A 16665-nucleotide genomic window follows, 5' to 3' on the forward strand; every position below is an offset into this window, starting at 1 on the left:
CCGTGGCGGGCGAACGGCTGCGGTTCGACGGCTGGATCGCCGGGGTGGGCACCGCCTCGGGCACCCGGCTGGTGGTCGGGCACTGGCCGCGTTCGCCGTTCGGGGCGTTCAGCGACGTGATGGTCGAGCATCCCGACGGCGTACGGGTGCTGCTCGCGCCCTCCGCTCGAATCGCGGAGTTCGTCGCCGCCACGTACCGCTTCGACCGGATCCAGGTGGTCCCGGTGGCCGTCACCGGGACCAGGACGCTCTGGCGTGTGGAGGCGGGGCCGCTGTCGCTGCGGTTGCGGGCCGGGCGCCCGTCCGCACTCGGGCGGCTGCTCTCCGCCGTACCGGCCCCGCTCGTCCGCAGCCCGCACTGGGCGGCCCTGTGCGATGTGCCGGCCCGGCTGCTGCTGCCCGGGGTGCGCACCCTGGGCCGGGCGGGTCCGGGGCGGCGGGAGTGGTACGGGGCGCGGGGGCTGCGGCCGGTCGTGGCGGCCGACGCCGTGCTGGACGGGGTGGACCTCGGGCCGCTCGCCCCGCTCGATCCGCCCGTCGCCTTCGGGTTCGGCTCCGCCCCGCGCACCCCGTCCCTGGTGCGCGTCACCACAACGGTGGAACTCGGCGCCGCCGCGCGGTGAGCGCCCCTTCGGCCCCGGGGAGGGGCGGGTGCCTTCGGCGGGCCTCCGTCGGCCCGCTCGCGGAGGGGGCGGGCCGGGGATGCGCGGGGGCGGGGCGCGTCGCAGGGTGGACCCATGGCTAATCCCCCCATCGTCATCCACCGGCCGACCCCCTCGGGCGGCCGCCGGGTGACCGTGCACTACGAAGGCCGGGACGAGATACTCGGGCTGGCCCACAGCGACCACGACGTGATCGTGTTCCTGAGCGAGGCCGGCCTCGAAGAAGCGGACCGGCTCCTCGACAACCCGGTCTGGGTGGAGTGGCGGGGCGGACGGGCCCACCACTACGAAGCGGCCTGAGCCGCCTGCGGTCCGACGGGGAGCGGGCGCGGGCGAACCGGTACGTGATCGGTGAGGTGCTCGCCGACCACGACCGGTACGCCGGGGATCCCGGCGCGCGTCACATGGTGCCCGCCGCGGCCGGGTCCGGGCTGCCGAACAGTGCCCGGACCTCCTCCGCGTCGCTCTCCCGCAGCTCGTCGTCGAGCACGATCCAGCGGGTGATGCCCACGGACTCCAGGAACGGCAGGTCGTGGCTGGCGACGAGGAGGGCGCCCTCGTAGGACTCCAGGGCGCTCGTCAGCTGCCGCACGCTCCCCACGTCGAGGTTGTTCGTCGGCTCGTCCAGCAGGAGGAGCTGCGGGGCGGGGGCGGCGAGCATCGTCGCCGCAAGCGCGGCCCGGAAGCGTTCGCCGCCGGAGAGGGTACCGGCCGGCTGCTCGGCGCGGGCGCCCTTGAAGAGGAACCGGGCGAGCTGGGAGCGGATCTGATTGTCGGTGGTGCCGGGGGCGGTGCGGGCGACGTTGGCGGCGACGCTCAGGGTGTCGTCGAGGACGTCCAGCCGCTGCGGAAGGAACTTCAGCGGCACGGAGACGGTGGCCTCGCCCTCGCCCGGTGCCAGTTCCCCGGTGACGGTGCGCAGCAGGGTCGTCTTGCCCGCCCCGTTCCGGCCGACCAGGGCGATGCGTTCGGGGCCCCCGACCTGGAGGCTGCCGCCGCGCAGCCGCCCGTAGGGGAGGCTCAGCTCCCGTACGGTCAGGACGGTGCGGCCCGCGGGTACGGCGGTGTGGGGCAGGCTGACCTTGATCTCGGCGTCCCGGCGGACGGCTTCGGCGGCCTCCTCCCTGCGCTCGCGGGCCTCTTCCAGCCGGTCCTCGTGCAGCCCGCGCAGCCGGTCGCCGGATTCCTGGGCCGAGCGCTTGCGCTCCCCCGCGACGATGCGCGGAGCCTTGCGCCGGTCGTCCAGCTTCTTGTCGTGGCGCTGGCGGCGGGCGACCTTGATCCGGGTCTCCTCCAGCTCGCGCTGCTGGCGCCGTACGTCGGCCTCGGCGGAGCGCAGCATCCGCCCGGCGGCCTCCTGCTGGGTGGCCAGGGCCTCCTGGTAGGCCGACCAGCCGCCCCCGTACCAGCTGACGGCACCGGATCGCAGCTCGGCGATGCGGTCGACCCGCTCCAGCAGGTCCCGGTCGTGGCTGACGACGATCAGGATGCCGGTGCGCCAGGAGTCGACGGCGTCGTAGAGCCTGCGGCGGGCGAAGAGGTCCAGGTTGTTGGTCGGCTCGTCGAGGAGGAGGACGTCGGGGCGCTCCAGGAGCAGGGCGGCGAGGCGGAGCAGGACGGTTTCGCCGCCGGAGAGCTGCCCGACGGTGCGGTCCAGCCCGACGGCGCCGAGTCCCAGGGAGCCGAGGGTGGCGAGGGCGCGTTCCTCCACGTCCCAGTCGTCACCGACCGTCTCGAAGTGCTCCTCCCGTACGTCCCCGGCCTCGATGGCGCGCAGGGCGGCCCGCCGCTCCGCGATGCCGAGGGCCGCGTCGACGCGCAGCTCCGTGTCCAGGGTGATGTTCTGGGGCAGATGGGCGAGGTTCCCGCCGACGGTGAGGGATCCCTTCGTGGGGCGCAGCTCTCCGGCGAGGAGCCGCAGCAGGGTCGACTTGCCGGTGCCGTTGGTGCCGACGAGGCCGGTGCGGCCCCGGGGGACGGTCAGGGAGAGCCCGTCGAAGAGGTCCGTGCCGTCGGGCCACCGGTAGGTGAGGTGGGAGACGGTGACGGAGGCCGCGGGCGCGGTGGGATGGCTCATGGTGGTTCTCGCAGTCGGAAGCTCGGAGGAGAAAGGGGCTTCGTATGCGAACAAGCACGCGGCGACCCGGCCCGGGGCCGGAGAGTGGTGGGGAGAGCGGTCCTGCGAAGGGAGGGACGGGCTCAGCACCGAGGTCGCATCCACGCGGAAGTCACGGGCGGCGGGTGTGCCGGCCATGTCGTGACGGTGTACGGGCCAGGGCCGTACCGCGTGATGATCGCGGACCTCAGATGCGCAACGTCCACCTCTATCGGAGACAACAGGACGTGATGACGGTACCGGAGGTCCGCGCGGGGCGTCGAGCGATTATTTACGCGGTTCCCTGCGGGGCCTCGGCGCTCTGCGGGGCATGCGGGGTGTCGGGGTGGGCGCTGCGGGGTCCGGGCACCGGGGCGGGCTCCGCGACCGGCGGGGTGCGGCGGATGACGAGGGTGGCGACGAGCGCCGCGACTCCGGCGAGGGCGAATCCGAAGGCCGGGGTGCCGCCCGCGGGGTGGGTCTCGTAGACGAGCGCGGCCGACAGGACGGTCAGGACGGCGATGACCCGGCCGTGCTGCTGGGTGGCGGCGACGACCACCAGGCCCCACAGCAGGTACCAGGGCTGGACCATGGGCGAGAGCGCGACGAGCGCCAGCAGGCCGAGGCCCAGGGCGTGGACCGGGGGCAGACGGCCGTTCATCGACCTCCGGGCGAGGACGAGGATCAGGACGACCGCGGCCGCCAGGCCGAGGGTCTGCACGGCGGACTTGACGGGTTCGGGGTCGGTGCCCAGGAGCAGACGGCCCAGCTCTCCCAGGCCCAGGCCGAGGTCGCTGACGAGGGAGAGCGCGGTGTGGATGTTCCCGGCGACGCCCTGGGTCCGGAGCCAGCCGAAGCCGGTGCCGCTGACCAGCGTGGCCGATCCGGCGACCGCGCAGGCGACGAGGCCGGGCGCGAGGAGCCCCTTGGCCCACCGTCGTACCTGCGGCCCGGTCGCGGAGGCGTGCACCATGACGCCGATGAACAGCAGTGCCACGGCGGCCGGGGACTTGACCATCATCGCGAGCCCGATGAGGGCGCTGCCGGCCACCCAGCGGCCGCGCAGCGCGAGGGCGCACCCGGCGAGCATGAGGCCGATCATCAGGCCGTCGTTGTGCATGCCCCCGACGACGTGCATCAGCAGGAGCGGATTGAGCGCCCCCAGCCAGAGGGCGCGGCTCTCGCCGGTGCCGTGCTCCCGGGCCAGCCGGCGCAGGGCCCAGACGATGAGGAGCAGGGAGGCCAGGGCGATGAGCCGCATCGCCAGGACGGCGGGGACGATCGTGCCGCCGGTCGTCTTCGCCACGGCTGCGGAGAGCAGGAGGAAGAGCGGTCCGTACGGGGCCGGGGTGTCGCGCCAGTGGTGGCCCACGCTCGCCGCCGCGTCGCCGCCCAACCCCGCGGGGTCGAGGCTGGAGGGGCCGACCGTGTAGACGTCGAGGCCCTCGACGACCATGGCGCCCTGGGCGATGTAGCTGTAGACGTCGGCACTGTAGAGCGGGGGTGTGAGCAGGAACGGTGCCGTCCACCAGGCGAGGGTGGTGAGCGTCTCGCGGACGGTGGCGGCGGTTCTGCCGTACTGCCACCAGGCGACGACAAGCACGGTGAGTCCGGCGTAGGCGAGGACGGCCGCGGGGATCCGCACGGAGGCGCCGTGGTCGACCCAGAGCCCCCAGGGGTCGTGGGCAGGCAGCTTTCCGGAGATCCAGCCGCCCACGGCGGTCGCCAGGGCGGCTGCCGTGCCCAGCCGACGGTATCCGACAGCGCTCAAAGCCCACATGACGGCAGAATCTATCGGATGACCTGCGCCTCCTCTCCCTCAGGGCGGGGGTGGAGGACGGTCACCCGGAGGCGGCCCGGCCTGCGGTGACTAGCGGACGTCGCCGCGCCAGTCCCACTGGTGGCCGTCGGGTGAACGGGGTCCGTACTCCGCCCGGCCACCCGGACCGTAGGCACCTATTTCGGTCACGAGTCCGGCCCCTTCGCGCAGGGCCTCGTCGCTCCAGCCGGTGACGTCCAGGAGCAGCCCGTCGAGCGGGCCGCCGACCAGCTCCCGGTAGTCGTGGCCCGGCCTCGGGCCGGGGTGCGGGTCGTCGTGGTCGGTGCCGTACACCCGTCGCTGCCTCATCAGCTCGTCCATGCAGGCAGCATCGCACCGGCCACTGACAACGGCCCGGCGTGCGGGGCCATCCGGCAGGGTCGGGGTCTCCCCCTCGGCGAAGTCGCCGCCGCGTGACGTGCACCATATGATTCAGGGACTCACGCACCGCGGAGCGGCCAATGAACCGGCGTCGGACTCCCCGCTCGGTGAGCGCCGAGGACCTGCTGACCACGTTGCAGAGCCTCACCGCCCGCGCCCGGCGGGAGGTGGAATTCCACCAGGCCAGAGTGGAACTCGCGCAGGCCCTTCAGCGCGACATGCTTCCGGCTACCCTGCCCGCCCTCCCCGGCCTGCAGTCGGCCGCCCGGTACGCGCCCGCGCGCGACGGCCTGGACATCGGCGGTGACTGGTACGACGGCTTCGCCATGGCGGACGGGGCCGTGGGGTTCGCGATCGGTGATGTCCAGGGGCACGACGTGGAGGCGGCGGCCTTCATGGGGCAGGTGCGCATCGCGATGCGGGCAATCGCGGGTACGGTCTCCGACCCGGGCGAGGTCCTGGGCCGCACCAACGATCTGCTGCTCTCGGTGGACTCCGGGCTCTTCGCGACCTGTACGTTCCTGCGGCTGGATCCGCGGAGCTGGGAGCTGTGCAGCGCCCGGGCGGGGCATGTGGCCAGCGTGTGGGCGACCGTGGACGGGCGGTCGGGGGTCACGGAGGACCCGGGGGGCCTGCCGCTGGGCATCCAGACGGGTGAGAGGTATCCGGTCACCCGGCGCACCCTGCAGACCGAGGGCGCGATCGTGCTGCTCACCGACGGGGTCGTCGAGGGTCCCTCGCTGCTGATCGAGGAGGGCCTCGACCGGGTACGGCAGCTCGTCGCCGCCCACGTCGGGGCGGGGGCCGACCAACTGGCCGACGGTGTCCTCGGGGCGGCGGAGCGGACGGGCCACGAGGACGACGCGGCCGTCCTCGTCCTGCGGCACGCTCCGGCCCGGGGGCGGTGACGGGCGGACGGAGGCAGGCGCGGTGGTGGCCGGTCGGTGACGGCGGGGCGGACGCCAGGGCCACGTCGGGCGCGGGGGCTCCCCGGCGTCGAGCGCCGGAACGTGTCCGGCTGTCGGCTGCGGGAGCGTACAAGCTGTCGGACACCGGGACGTCAGGCCGTCCGACACGGGGACGTCAGGCCGTCGGACACCGGGACGTCAGGCCGTCGGACACGGGGACGTCAGGCCGTCGGGCGCGTGTCACCGGCCGTCCCGTCCGTGCGGTCGGTGTCTGATGAGTGGTGTGATCCGCAGTAAGGAAGCCAGACGTCGGGCCGTGTACGTGGCGCAGATCCTGGGCGTGACCGGCGCCTACTACCTGTCGGGGCGGCTCGGGCTGACGCGCCAGGTGGTGGTGGACGGGGCCGTGGTCACCCCGCTCTGGCCGCCCACGGGGATCTCGCTGGCCGCGCTGCTGTACTTCGGGGCGCGGATCTGGCCGGGCATCGCCCTGGGCGCGCTCTTCACGGTCTCCGCCATCGGTGACGCGTTCACCGTGTCGCGGATGGGCATCGTCCTCGGCAACACCCTCGCCCCGCTGGCCGCCTACGCGCTGCTACGGAAGGTGGGGTTCCGCGGCGAGCTGGTCCGACTGCGGGACGGGATCTGCCTGGTCTTCCTCGGCGCGTTCGCCGGGATGCTGATCAGCGCCACCGCAGGCAGCGTGACGCTGCTGCTCGACGACAAGGTTCCCCCGGGGCGCTTCTGGCTGGTCTGGGCGTCGTGGTGGGCCGGGGACGCCATGGGGGTCCTCGTGGTCACCCCCGTACTGCTGGTGCTGCGCCGGGTGCGGCGGCCCCGGCTGGACGAGCGGTGGGCGGAGGCGTGCGTCCTGGCGGTCGCGGTGGTCCTGGCGGGGATGATCTCCACCAGGAGTTCGCTCTCCATGGTCTATCTGGTGTTCCCGGTGATCATCTGGGCGGCGCTCCGGTTCCAGCTGCCCGGCAGCGCGCCGTGCGCCCTGGTGGTGTCGGTGCTGGCGATCACGGCGGGCACCGACTCCCTGGGGCCGTTCGCGGGCCACACCCTGATGGAGATCATGATCAACCTGACCGTGCTCAACGCTTGCGTGGCGCTCACGGCGCTGCTGCTCGGGGCGATCGTGGCCGAGCACCAGAACATCCGCCGTGAGACGGAGCACGCGGTCGTGGAGCTGGAAGCGCTGGTGGAGCAGCTCGCGCCGCTGCCGGGACCGCCGTCGGGCCGTCACGACGACGGGCCTCCGCACACTCCCCGGTAGGGCGGCGGCCGGCTCAGTAGGGCAGCGGCCGACCGGACGGCGTGCGCAGGTCGAGCGGGGGCGGCCCGGACGGGGGCGGCGGTCGACGGACAACAATACGGATGCGGCCCATGGCCCCACCTCCTCCAGGTGACCGGTATCTGCCCAGTCGGCGCGGCTTCACACTTCCCGGCCCCCGCTTCCCCTCTTCTCCGTCCCCCGCCTTCCGCATCCCCGGCTCCTCCGGCGGGTGCCGGGGATGCGGGCCGGGCCTCGGGCGGTGACCCTTGATGGGTGGGGGGCGCATAGCCGAGGAGGCCAGGTATGTCCGCAATGGACAAGATCAAGAAGATGTTCAAGGGCCACGAGGACCAGGCCGGCAAGGGCATCGACAAGGCCGGAGACATGGTCGACGACCGGACCAAGGGCAAGTACAGCGGCCAGGTCGACTCCGCGCAGGACAAGTTCAAGCAGCAGTTCGGCACGGAGCGCGACCAGGACGGTCCGCCGCGCACCTGACCCGCATCTGAACCGCGACTGAAACGTCGCCGCCGGCGGCGACCGGTCGGCGCTGTCCGCTCACACCCCGGTCGGTGCCACGGGACATATCCCGTGGCACCGACCGGGGTGCGTCCGTGGCATGGGGACGCGGACGATTTCCGGGATGCTCATCGGATTCTTGTTATCGTCCGGCCCGCACCGCATCTCCCGAGTGTGGGAAGTGACAGCACCGGACCCCGGAAGAGTGAACACAGCATGGGCAAGGATCACGGGACGGCCTTGATCGCGGCGGCGCGGAACGGCGACCAGGAGGCCAAGGACCAGCTCGTAGCGTCGTATCTGCCGCTGCTCTACAACGTCGTCGGCCGGGCGTTGAACGGGCACGCGGACGTGGACGACGTCGTGCAGGAGACGGTGCTTCGGATGCTGCGCTCCCTGCCCGAGCTGCGTGATCCGGGGCGCTTCCGTTCCTGGCTGGTCGCGATAGCCATGAACGAGATACGCCGGCACTGGCGCGAGGGCCAGGCGGGGCCGGGCTCCGCCGACCGGCTGGACGACTCGTTCGACCTGGCCGATCCACGTGCCGACTTCGTCGAGCTGACCATCCTGCGGCTCGGGCTGACCGGGCAGCGGCGCCAGGTGGCCGAGGCGACCCGGTGGCTGGACGAGGACGACCGTGCGCTGCTGTCGCTGTGGTGGCTGGAGACGGGGGGCCAGCTCTCGCGGGCCGAGGTCGCCGCGGCCATGGAGCTGTCCCCGCAGCACACCGCCGTACGGGTGCAGCGGATGAAGGCGCAGCTGGAGGCGGCCCGGGTCGTGGTGGGCGCGCTGGCCGCCGACCCGCCGTGTGTACTGCTGGAGGACATGCTCGTCGGCTGGGACGGGGTCCCGTCCGCCCTGTGGCGCAAGCGGCTGGCCCGGCACGCCCGCGAGTGCACGGTGTGCTCGGGCCACGGTTCGGGGCTGGTGCCGGCGGAGGGGCTGCTGGTGGGTCTGGCGCTTCTCCCGGTGGCCGGGGCCGTGGGAAGCATGGTGGCCCCGGAGCTGCTGCCCACGGCCGCACATCTGGCCGCGGCCCCGGCGGCCGGGGCGGGGCGGGCCGAGCGCAGGCGCGGTCAGGTACGGCGGCGGCGCCGCAACTCGGCCATCGCCGCCGTGGTCGCCGTCGCGGCGCTGGGGACCGGTGGCGCGGCCGTGCACCTGTACACCGACGATGAGGACCGGGACGCGACGACGCTGAGCGCCGGGACCCCGAGCGGTGGCCCGACGCTGCCTACGGAGGCCGCCGCCTCCTCCGCCCCGACGACCGCGTCCCCCTCGGCCTCCTCCGCCTCGCCCTCCGCTTCGGCCAGCGCCTCGGCGTCGCCGAGCCCCTCGCGCAAGCCCGAGCCCAAGCCCTCGCCGACGAAGAGCACCCGGCCGCCCGCACCCAGCTCGGCCGCCCCGGCCCCGCAGCCCCCGCCGCCGCCCGCACCCGCGCCTCCGGCGTCGGAGGGCGACCAGGTCCTCCAGATCGTCAACGCGGAGCGGGCGAAGGAGGGGTGCGGTCCGGTGACCTCCAACGATCTGCTGGCCACGGCGGCGCAGCGGCACTCCGCCGACATGGAGGCCCGCGACTACTTCTCGCACACCTCCCCCGACGGCACCGACCCGGGCGACCGGATCACCGCGGCCGGGTACCGGTGGAGCACGTACGGCGAGAACATCGCCAAGGGGCAGCGGACCCCGGCCGATGTGATGGAGGCGTGGATGAACAGCCCGGGGCACCGGGCGAACATCCTGAACTGCGCCTTCAAGGAGATGGGGATAGGGAAGCAGGACTCCGGTGGCGGACCGGTGTGGACGCAGAAGTTCGGCACCCGCTGAGCGACAGCCGGCCGGGCGTGACTGACCGGGCGGGGCTTGGCCCGGGCATCGCGGGCGGAGCATGGCCCGAGCCAGGCTCGGCTCGGGGCAGTTGCTGAGCCCCGACGGGCTCGGGCGGGGCTTGAGGCGGCCCCGCTCGGGGGCAGCCGCCCGGCCCTCAAAGCTCGGCGGGACCGTTGGCCGGGCCGGGATCCGGTGCGACCGCAGGGGGGTCGCACCGGATCCCGGCCGGTTCAGCGCAGCAGCAGGGTCAGCGAGGTGGCGACGGCGGTGACCGCGCCCACCGCCGCGGCCGCGAGGGCCACGCAGCGGGCCCGGAGCCGCTCGTAGCGTGCCGTGTACTCCCCGCGCAGTTCGACCGCCCGGTCACGCACACGGGCGAGCGCGTCCCGGGAGACGGCGACCCGTTCGGTGAGGTAGACGCGCTCCACGTCCTCGCGCTGGGCGGTGGTGAGCCAGGGGAGCTGGTCGGTGAAGCGGCGCGCCTGCGCCCGCGCCCTCTCGACCTCGGCATTCCACAGCAGGTAGCCCTCCAGCTGGGCCAGGCCGCGGGCGCTGTCCTTGTCGGGGTTCACGCGTCCTCCTCTTGTCGGGCTCTCCGGTCGCGGCGGGCCGGGCTCACTCCTGCCGGTCCCCCGGCGCCACGGTGGCGGAGGCATCGGGCCGGTTGGCGGCCTCGTCGATCTCCCGCAGCGACGGGTGGTGCAGGTCGAACGCCGGGGATTCGGAGCGGATCCGCGGCAGGGTCACGAAGTTGTGGCGCGGGGGCGGGCAGGAGGTCGCCCACTCCAGCGAACGGCCGTAACCCCACGGGTCGTCCTCCCGGACCTGCTCGCCGTACTTGGCGGTCTTCCAGACGTTGTAGAAGAACGGCAGGAGGGAAAGGCCGAGAATGAACGAGGCAATGGTGGAAAGGGTGTTCAGCGCGGTGAAGCCGTCGGCCGCGAGATAGTCCGCGTAACGACGGGGCATTCCTTCGGCCCCCAGCCAGTGCTGCACCAGGAACGTCCCGTGGAAGCCGACGAAAAGGGTCCAGAAGGTGATCTTCCCGAGCCGCTCGTCCAGCATCTTGCCGGTGAACTTCGGCCACCAGAAGTGGAATCCGGCGAACATCGCGAAGACCACGGTGCCGAACACCACGTAATGGAAGTGCGCGACGACGAAGTACGAGTCCGAGACGTGGAAGTCCATCGGGGGCGAGGCGAGGATGATTCCGGTCAGCCCGCCGAAGAGGAAGGTGACCAGGAATCCGATCGACCAGAGCATCGGGGTTTCGAGAGAGATCGACCCCTTCCACATCGTGCCGATCCAGTTGAAGAACTTCACACCCGTCGGCACCGCGATGAGGAACGTCATGAAGGAGAAGAACGGCAGCAGCACCGCTCCCGTGACGAACATGTGATGCGCCCATACGGTCGCCGAGAGTCCCGCGATGGCGATGGTGGCGGCGACCAGGCCGATATAGCCGAAGACCGGTTTACGGCTGAAGACCGGGAAGATCTCGGTGACGATGCCGAAGAACGGCAGGGCGATGATGTACACCTCCGGGTGGCCGAAGAACCAGAAGAGGTGCTGCCACAGCAGCGCGCCGCCGTTGGCCGGGTCGAAGACATGGGCACCGAACTTGCGGTCCGCCTCCAGGGCGAGCAGGGCGGCGGCCAGGACCGGGAAGGCCAGCAGGACCAGGACACCGGTCAGCAGGACGTTCCAGACGAAGATCGGCATGCGGAACATCGTCATGCCGGGTGCGCGCATGCAGATGATCGTGGTGATGAAGTTGACCGAGCCGAGGATCGTGCCGAAGCCGGAGAAGGCCAGACCCATGATCCACATGTCGGCGCCGATGCCCGGCGAGCGGACGGCGTCGTTCAGCGGCGCGTAGGCGAACCACCCGAAGTCGGCGGCGCCCTGCGGAGTGAGGAAGCCCGCGACCACGATGAGCGAGCCGAAGAGGTACAGCCAGTACGCGAACATGTTCAGCCGCGGGAACGCCACATCGGGCGCCCCGATCTGCAGCGGCATGATCCAGTTGGCGAACCCGGCGAACAGCGGCGTCGCGAACATCAGCAGCATGATCGTGCCGTGCATCGTGAACGCTTGATTAAATTGTTCGTTCGAAATCAACTGGGTTCCGGGCCGGGCCAGTTCGGCGCGCATCACCAGAGCCAGCAGCCCGCCCACGCAGAAGAAGGCGAAGGACGTGACCAGGTAGAGCGTGCCGATCGTCTTGTGGTCCGTGCTGGTCATCCACTTGACGACGACATTGCCCGGCTCCTTGCGCCGTACCGGCAGTTCGTCCCCCTCTGCGGCATCGGTCTCCACCGGTTGCGAGATGCCCCTCGTCGTCACTGCGACGCTCCTTCGGTCAACGGCCCGTATGGACTCGGCGACCAGGATGGACCCGCGGCGATCGGTCCGGTGGGACATACTTCCCCGTCCCGTGCGAGCGCCCGGCAAGGACACTCAAATGGCCCACAGCGCCCTTCACCCGGCTTCACCTCGCTTCACCCGTCCGCACCGGCCCGGAATAGCTCGTCGGACAGCGGAGTTGGTGGAGCGACAGAACCACCGCTCTCCCACTCGGCACGTATCGGAAGGTCGGATCCATGAAGATCGGCATTATCGGCGCGGGCAACATCGGCGGAAATCTCACCAGGCGTCTGACCGCGCTCGGACATGACGTCTCGGTCGCCAATTCCCGCGGCCCCGAGACCCTGGCCGCCCTGGCCGAGGAGACCGGAGCCACCCCGGTCACCGCGTCCGAGGCGGCACGGGGCGCCCGTATCGTCGTCGTGACCGTCCCGCTCAAGGCCGTACCCGACCTGCCCTCCGGGCTCCTGGACGGGGCGGCCGAGGGCGTGGCGGTCATCGACACCGGCAACTACTACCCGCAGCAGCGCGACGGCCGGATCGCCGCCATCGAGGACGGCCTGCCGGAGAGCCGGTGGACCGAGCAGCAGCTCGGCCACCCGGTGGTCAAGGCGTTCAACGGGACCTACGCCCAGGACATCCTGGACCGGGGTCGCCCAGCGGGCAGCCCCGGCCGGCAGGCACTGCCGGTGGCCGGGGACGACCCGGTCGCCAAGCAGGCCGTACGCGACCTGATCGACGAACTCGGCTTCGACACGGTCGACGCGGGCGGCCTGGACGAGTCGTGGCGCCAGCAGCCCGGCACGCCGGTCTACGGCCACCAGGGCGATGCGGACGCCGTCGCGAAGGCCCTGGCGGAGGCGTCGCCGGAGCGGACGGCGGAGTGGCGCGCCTGAGCGCCTGATACGCGGCGGGGGCCGGACCGTCGCCGTCTCCCCGCTTCCCCCATCCGTCCGTGGGTGCTCAGACCACCCCCGTCACCGTCACCCGCACCGAGACCGAGGGCTCGGCGCGGGTGGCGGCCAGTGTGGCGGTGTGCACGGCCCGGGTGACGTCCAGGGCACGGTGACCGCGGTGCAGGACGAGGCGGAGGTCGATGTGCCAGGTGCCCGTGGTGCTGTCCCGGCTCACCCGAACCCCCTGCGTGCGCGGACCGGGCCCCGTCGCGAGGCGTGGGGCCCGGTCCGCGACCCGGGTCCGCAGCAGGTCCACGACGCCGGGGCGCAGGAAGGCGACTCCGGGGACGCCCTCGGCGGCCTCCGCCGCCGCTTCGGCGAGGCGGTTCCGGTCCCGGTCCCGCACTGGATCGGCGGTCATCGCGCTGTTCCTCCCGTGCCGTGGCCGTCGCGCCCGTCGTCGTACGCGTCGTACGAGTAATGCGCCGGGCCGTCGTCGTTCTCGTCGTCCAGGATGTCCACGACCAGGACGTCGGCCGCGCCGAGGCGGATGCCGATCTCCTGGTCCGCGACGGCGGCGATCCGGGCGCGTACGTCGTCGGCCACCTCCGGAAGGGACCGCTCCAGGCTCGCCGCCACCTCGACCCGTACGTGGACCGGGCCCGTCGGGTCGGCCGGGTCGAGCGGGGCGATCCGGCAGCTCCCGGCCCGTACCCCGGGCAGCGCGTCGACCGCCGCCCGCAGCAGCCGGGCCGCAGCGGCCTCGACGATCCAGTGGTCCTCCTCCGGTTCCCCGAGGGGAAGCGGACGCCCGGGGCGCAGTTCGAGGCGGACCAGGTCCATCACCCGGGCCGTGATCGCGGCCGTGGTGGCCTCCGGCACACCGGGCTCCTCGGCGCAGGTACGGCGTACGGCGGCGCCGAGGCCGGTGAGTTCGGCCAGGGCCGCCGAGCAGTGCGGGCAGGCCGAGAGGTGGGGGTCGGCGGCGGTCCGGCCGGTGTCCCCGGCGTCCCAGACCTCGCTGAGCAGACGCCCGCAGGCGAGCCGCTCGTCCTCCGCCGCCTCCGCTTCGTACCGGCTCCCGTCGGATGCGTACAGGCTCCGTTCCGGCTCGTGTCGGTTCCCATCAGGCCGGTAGCCGTTCTCCTCCGGCTCGTGCCCGTTCTCTCCTGGCACGTGCCCGTTCTCTTCCGGCAGGCCGGGGTCGGCGCTCATCGCCATGCGCTCATCGCCTCCGTCAGGGAGCGGCGGGCTCGGAAGACCCGGCCTCGGACCGCCTGCAGACTGATTCCGACCGTGTCCGCGATGCTCTCGTAGGACAGTCCTTGCATCTCACGGAGCACCCAGCAGACACGTTGTTCGGGTGAGAGGTCCGCCATCGCCCGGGCCAGTGCGTCGGCCGCGGCGCGCGACTCCACGGCCCGGGCGGGCGACGCCTGGTGGTCCGGGGCGGCCTGCTCGGGAACCGTGTCGAGGGCCGCCGCCGGTCTGCGGGAGCGGAGCCGGTTGAGGCAGCGGTTGGTGACGATGCGGTGGAGCCAGGTGGAGAAGGCGGCGTCCCGGCGGAACTCGGGAAGTTTGCGCCAGGCGCTCACGAAGGCGTCCTGAACGGCGTCCTCCGCGTCCGCGCGGTCCCCCAGGAGCCGTATCGCGAGCTGCAGCATGGCGGGACTGTGCCGCCGTACGAGCGCCTCGAACGCCTCCTCGTCGCCCTCCCCGGCCCGTACGACCAGCAGCGTCTCGTCGGTACGGGTGCCCTGCGGCGCCCGTACCGTCATCTCATTCCCGTTGCCGGGCACGGACCAGCCCCTCCCTCGATCGCTTCCACGTCACCTTCCCGGTGCTGTCGTCTTCTCTGCTTCTCTGCGTTCTCTGTTCTCTCCGTTGGACACACCGTCCGCCGGAACGTCACGCACCGATCTGCCCCGAACCCCGGTTCTCGAACTCGGACGCCACAGGGGTCGGCAAAAGATTTCCGGGAACCCGCGTGACGAATCGGCGGACGGCGTGTCCAAAGAGATGTCAGGCAGAACGAGCCGAGCGATGTGCGAGGAGTCTTCATGACCACCACCCAGGCAGCAGCAGCCGTTCCCGCCGCGAGCACGGAGCAGGGCACGGGCGGTGCGGGCGGGACGAAGCAGAGCGCCGGCGGTACGACGACCGTGGGGCGCGGTGCCACCGGCGCGTCCGAGCCCGCCGCGACGCGGGGCCGCACCTCGATCGCGGACACCGTCGTCGTGAAGATCGCGGGGATGGCGGCCCGGGAGATCCCGGGCGTGCACGACATGGGCGGCGGGCTCTCCCGCACGATCGGCGCGGTGCGCGACCGGGTGCCGGGCGGCCGGCCCAACGTCGGGCGGGGCGTCAAGGTCGAGGTGGGCGAACGTCAGACGGCCATCGACCTGGATCTCGTCGTCGAGTACGGCGTCGCGATCACCGATGTCGCCCGTGACGTACGCGAGAACGTCATCGCGGCGGTGGAGCGCACGACGGGCCTGGAGGTCGTCGAGGTCAATGTGACCGTGAACGACGTGCACCTGCCCGAGGACGACGACGAGGCCGCGCCCACCGAGACCCGCGTGGCGTGACGCGGTGACTCGGAGGGTGGACGGGCCGGGACCGGTGGGCGATGTGCCCGGCGGCCGGGGTGTGGTCGGTGCCGCCGCGGGCATGGCACTGGGGTTCGCGGGGTGGTTCGGCGGGTTCGGGGCGTTCCTCCTGGTGGGCGCGCTCGGGGCGCTGGGCTGGTTCGCCGGTCACCTCGCGGACCGGGGCACCGGGCTGCGGGAGTTCCTGGACGAGTTGGCGGGGAGGCGGCGGTGACGGTCCCCGCCGGTGAGCGCGGTACGACGACGGTGGCCCCGCGGGCGGTCCGGCGGATCGCCGAACGGGCCGCCGCCGAGGCTCTGCCCGACGGCGGGTCGGTGACCCGGGGTTCGGCCACGGTGCGCGGGGCCTCCGCCCGGATCGCGGTGGACGTGCGGCTGCCCTATCCGCTGCGGGCCGACGAGGCGGCGCAGCGGGTACGGGAGCGGGCGGAGGCACGGACGGCGGCCCTCACGGGTCTGTCCGTGCCCCGCGCCGCGATCCGCGTCGACGCGCTGACGGTCGCCGCCGCCCCTGCCATGGTGACTCATGGGGCTCCTGGGGCTCCCGGGGTTTTGGAGGCCGTAGAGGCCGTCGGGGCTCCGGAGATGGTCCCCGGCCCCCGGATCAGGGCGGAACGGCGTGTTCCCTCGGCGGTTCTGGCGGTCGCGGGGGCCGTGGCGTGCGGGCTGGTGCTGGCCGATGTGGTCGCGGTGCGGCTCGGCGGTGCCCCGGCCGGCTGGCGTACGGCGGTGCTCGACTGGGCGGCGGCCCGCGGCCCGGCGGACTCCGCCGTACGGGTCGGCGGGGCGGTGGCGGCCCTTGCGGGCGTCTGGCTGCTGGGGTGCGCGCTGCTGCCGGGGGCGCGGCGGCGGCTCCGGATGGGCGCGCCCGCACCGGAGTTGCGGGCGCAGTTGGACCGTACGGCTGCGGCCCGCATCCTGCGCGAGCGGGCGCTCGGCGTCTCCGGGGTGGTCGGAGCGCGAGTCGGCGTCCGGCGGCGGGCGCGGGTACGGGTCGTCGTGGGGTACGGCGACCCGGAGGAGGTCCGCTCGGAGGCGGTCCGGGTGCTGAACGCGGGTCTGGCGGAGCTGGGCCTGGCCCGTACGCCGGTACTGCGGATCGGGGTTCAGGTGCGGCGTGATGCGGGCGCGGAGGCGATCGAGCCTTCGGCTGCGACTCCGGGCACGGACCGGCATGAGGTTAGGGACTCGCTTCCGGACGGACCTCGGGACGGCCGTCAGGGCGGACTCCGGAACGAACGTGAGGACGGAGTCAGGGACGAACTCCGGGGCGACGGAAAGGCGTGAGCGGCGTGGCGGA

17 protein-coding genes and 1 pseudogene are annotated in these 16665 nt (G+C 72.9%); 10 read left to right on the forward strand and 8 right to left on the reverse strand.

Translation table 11 applies throughout. The annotated features are described in order from the left end of the window. Positions 1-2 precede the first annotated feature (2 nt). Together DJ476_RS00375 and DJ476_RS00380 are read left to right on the forward strand one after the other, a co-directional pair. Complete coding sequence (locus DJ476_RS00375) at positions 3-623, forward strand: hypothetical protein (protein WP_112489504.1); 621 nt, start codon at positions 3-5, stop codon at positions 621-623. Between the two features lie 114 nt (positions 624-737). Further along, positions 738-962 carry a hypothetical protein gene (locus DJ476_RS00380; RefSeq protein ID WP_018487766.1) on the forward strand — a complete coding sequence of 75 codons (225 nt, stop codon included), beginning with the start codon at positions 738-740 and terminating at the stop codon, positions 960-962. Between the two features lie 100 nt (positions 963-1062). On the opposite strand, the gene DJ476_RS00385 is transcribed toward DJ476_RS00380, so the two are convergent. The 3 genes from DJ476_RS00385 to DJ476_RS00395 all read right to left on the reverse strand — a co-directional run bounded on the left by DJ476_RS00385 (position 1063) and on the right by DJ476_RS00395 (position 4897). Beyond that, on the reverse strand, positions 1063-2739 hold the full coding sequence (locus DJ476_RS00385; protein ID WP_112489505.1) for an ABC-F family ATP-binding cassette domain-containing protein: 1677 nt from the start codon (positions 2737-2739) through the stop codon (positions 1063-1065). Positions 2740-3049: 310 nt separating this feature from the next. Further along, positions 3050-4537, reverse strand: coding sequence for a polyprenol phosphomannose-dependent alpha 1,6 mannosyltransferase MptB (gene mptB, locus DJ476_RS00390; protein WP_112489506.1), 1488 nt, complete (start codon positions 4535-4537; stop codon positions 3050-3052). 90 nt (positions 4538-4627) lie between these two features. Further along, on the reverse strand, positions 4628-4897 hold the full coding sequence (locus tag DJ476_RS00395; protein WP_019765070.1) for a hypothetical protein: 270 nt from the start codon (positions 4895-4897) through the stop codon (positions 4628-4630). Positions 4898-5037: 140 nt separating this feature from the next. Between DJ476_RS00395 and DJ476_RS00400 the strand changes: the two genes are divergently transcribed. The 4 genes from DJ476_RS00400 to DJ476_RS00415 all read left to right on the forward strand — a co-directional run bounded on the left by DJ476_RS00400 (position 5038) and on the right by DJ476_RS00415 (position 9490). Continuing rightward, on the forward strand, positions 5038-5865 hold the full coding sequence (locus tag DJ476_RS00400) for a PP2C family protein-serine/threonine phosphatase (RefSeq protein WP_103420758.1): 828 nt from the start codon (positions 5038-5040) through the stop codon (positions 5863-5865). A gap of 283 nt (positions 5866-6148) precedes the next feature. Further along, positions 6149-7144 (forward strand): MASE1 domain-containing protein, encoded by a 996-nt coding sequence (locus DJ476_RS00405; RefSeq protein ID WP_167480357.1) that lies wholly within the window; start codon positions 6149-6151, stop codon positions 7142-7144. Positions 7145-7447: 303 nt separating this feature from the next. Then, the gene (locus DJ476_RS00410) at positions 7448-7642 is read left to right on the forward strand and encodes an antitoxin (RefSeq protein ID WP_103420754.1); all 195 of its coding nucleotides are present in this window, start codon (positions 7448-7450) and stop codon (positions 7640-7642) included. Positions 7643-7879: 237 nt separating this feature from the next. Then, a complete protein-coding gene (locus DJ476_RS00415) occupies positions 7880-9490 on the forward strand; it encodes a sigma-70 family RNA polymerase sigma factor (RefSeq protein ID WP_103420752.1) in 1611 nt (536 codons plus the stop codon). Between the two features lie 233 nt (positions 9491-9723). Here the strand turns inward: DJ476_RS00415 and DJ476_RS00420 are convergent, their stop codons facing one another. Both DJ476_RS00420 and ctaD read right to left on the reverse strand, forming a co-directional pair. Then, positions 9724-10065: a hypothetical protein gene (locus DJ476_RS00420; protein ID WP_112489508.1), complete on the reverse strand. Its 342-nt coding sequence runs from the start codon at positions 10063-10065 to the stop codon at positions 9724-9726. Positions 10066-10108: 43 nt separating this feature from the next. Further along, positions 10109-11839: an aa3-type cytochrome oxidase subunit I gene (gene ctaD, locus DJ476_RS00425; RefSeq protein ID WP_112489509.1), complete on the reverse strand. Its 1731-nt coding sequence runs from the start codon at positions 11837-11839 to the stop codon at positions 10109-10111. Positions 11840-12090: 251 nt separating this feature from the next. Between ctaD and DJ476_RS00430 the strand changes: the two are divergent. Then, positions 12091-12756, forward strand: a pseudogene (locus DJ476_RS00430) (NADPH-dependent F420 reductase); the annotation flags it as partial. A 67-nt stretch (positions 12757-12823) separates the two neighbouring features. Here the strand turns inward: DJ476_RS00430 and DJ476_RS00435 are convergent. The 3 genes from DJ476_RS00435 to DJ476_RS00445 are packed head-to-tail and all read right to left on the reverse strand — an operon-like array spanning position 12824 to position 14534. Continuing rightward, entirely contained in the window at positions 12824-13177 is a 354-nt protein-coding gene (locus DJ476_RS00435) for a hypothetical protein (RefSeq protein ID WP_103421654.1), read from the reverse strand. Continuing rightward, positions 13174-13977, reverse strand: coding sequence for an anti-sigma factor (locus DJ476_RS00440; protein ID WP_103421653.1), 804 nt, complete (start codon positions 13975-13977; stop codon positions 13174-13176). The genes DJ476_RS00435 and DJ476_RS00440 overlap by 4 nt, the downstream gene beginning before the upstream one ends. Continuing rightward, on the reverse strand, positions 13968-14534 hold the full coding sequence (locus tag DJ476_RS00445) for an RNA polymerase sigma factor (RefSeq protein WP_167480358.1): 567 nt from the start codon (positions 14532-14534) through the stop codon (positions 13968-13970). The genes DJ476_RS00440 and DJ476_RS00445 overlap by 10 nt, the downstream gene beginning before the upstream one ends. 282 nt (positions 14535-14816) lie before the next feature. Between DJ476_RS00445 and DJ476_RS00450 the strand changes: the two genes are divergently transcribed. Genes DJ476_RS00450 through DJ476_RS00460 form a run of 3 tightly spaced genes read left to right on the forward strand, consistent with a single transcriptional unit; the run spans position 14817 to position 16652 of the window. After that, a complete protein-coding gene (locus tag DJ476_RS00450) occupies positions 14817-15344 on the forward strand; it encodes an Asp23/Gls24 family envelope stress response protein (protein ID WP_103421651.1) in 528 nt (175 codons plus the stop codon). Positions 15345-15348: 4 nt separating this feature from the next. Further along, entirely contained in the window at positions 15349-15579 is a 231-nt protein-coding gene (locus DJ476_RS00455) for a hypothetical protein (RefSeq protein WP_404827436.1), read from the forward strand. Beyond that, the gene (locus DJ476_RS00460; protein WP_112489510.1) at positions 15576-16652 is read left to right on the forward strand and encodes a DUF6286 domain-containing protein; all 1077 of its coding nucleotides are present in this window, start codon (positions 15576-15578) and stop codon (positions 16650-16652) included. The genes DJ476_RS00455 and DJ476_RS00460 overlap by 4 nt, the downstream gene beginning before the upstream one ends. Positions 16653-16665 lie beyond the last annotated feature (13 nt).

It is taken from the genome of Streptomyces bacillaris (assembly GCF_003268675.1).
Taxonomy (GTDB): Bacteria; Actinomycetota; Actinomycetes; order Streptomycetales; family Streptomycetaceae; genus Streptomyces; species Streptomyces bacillaris.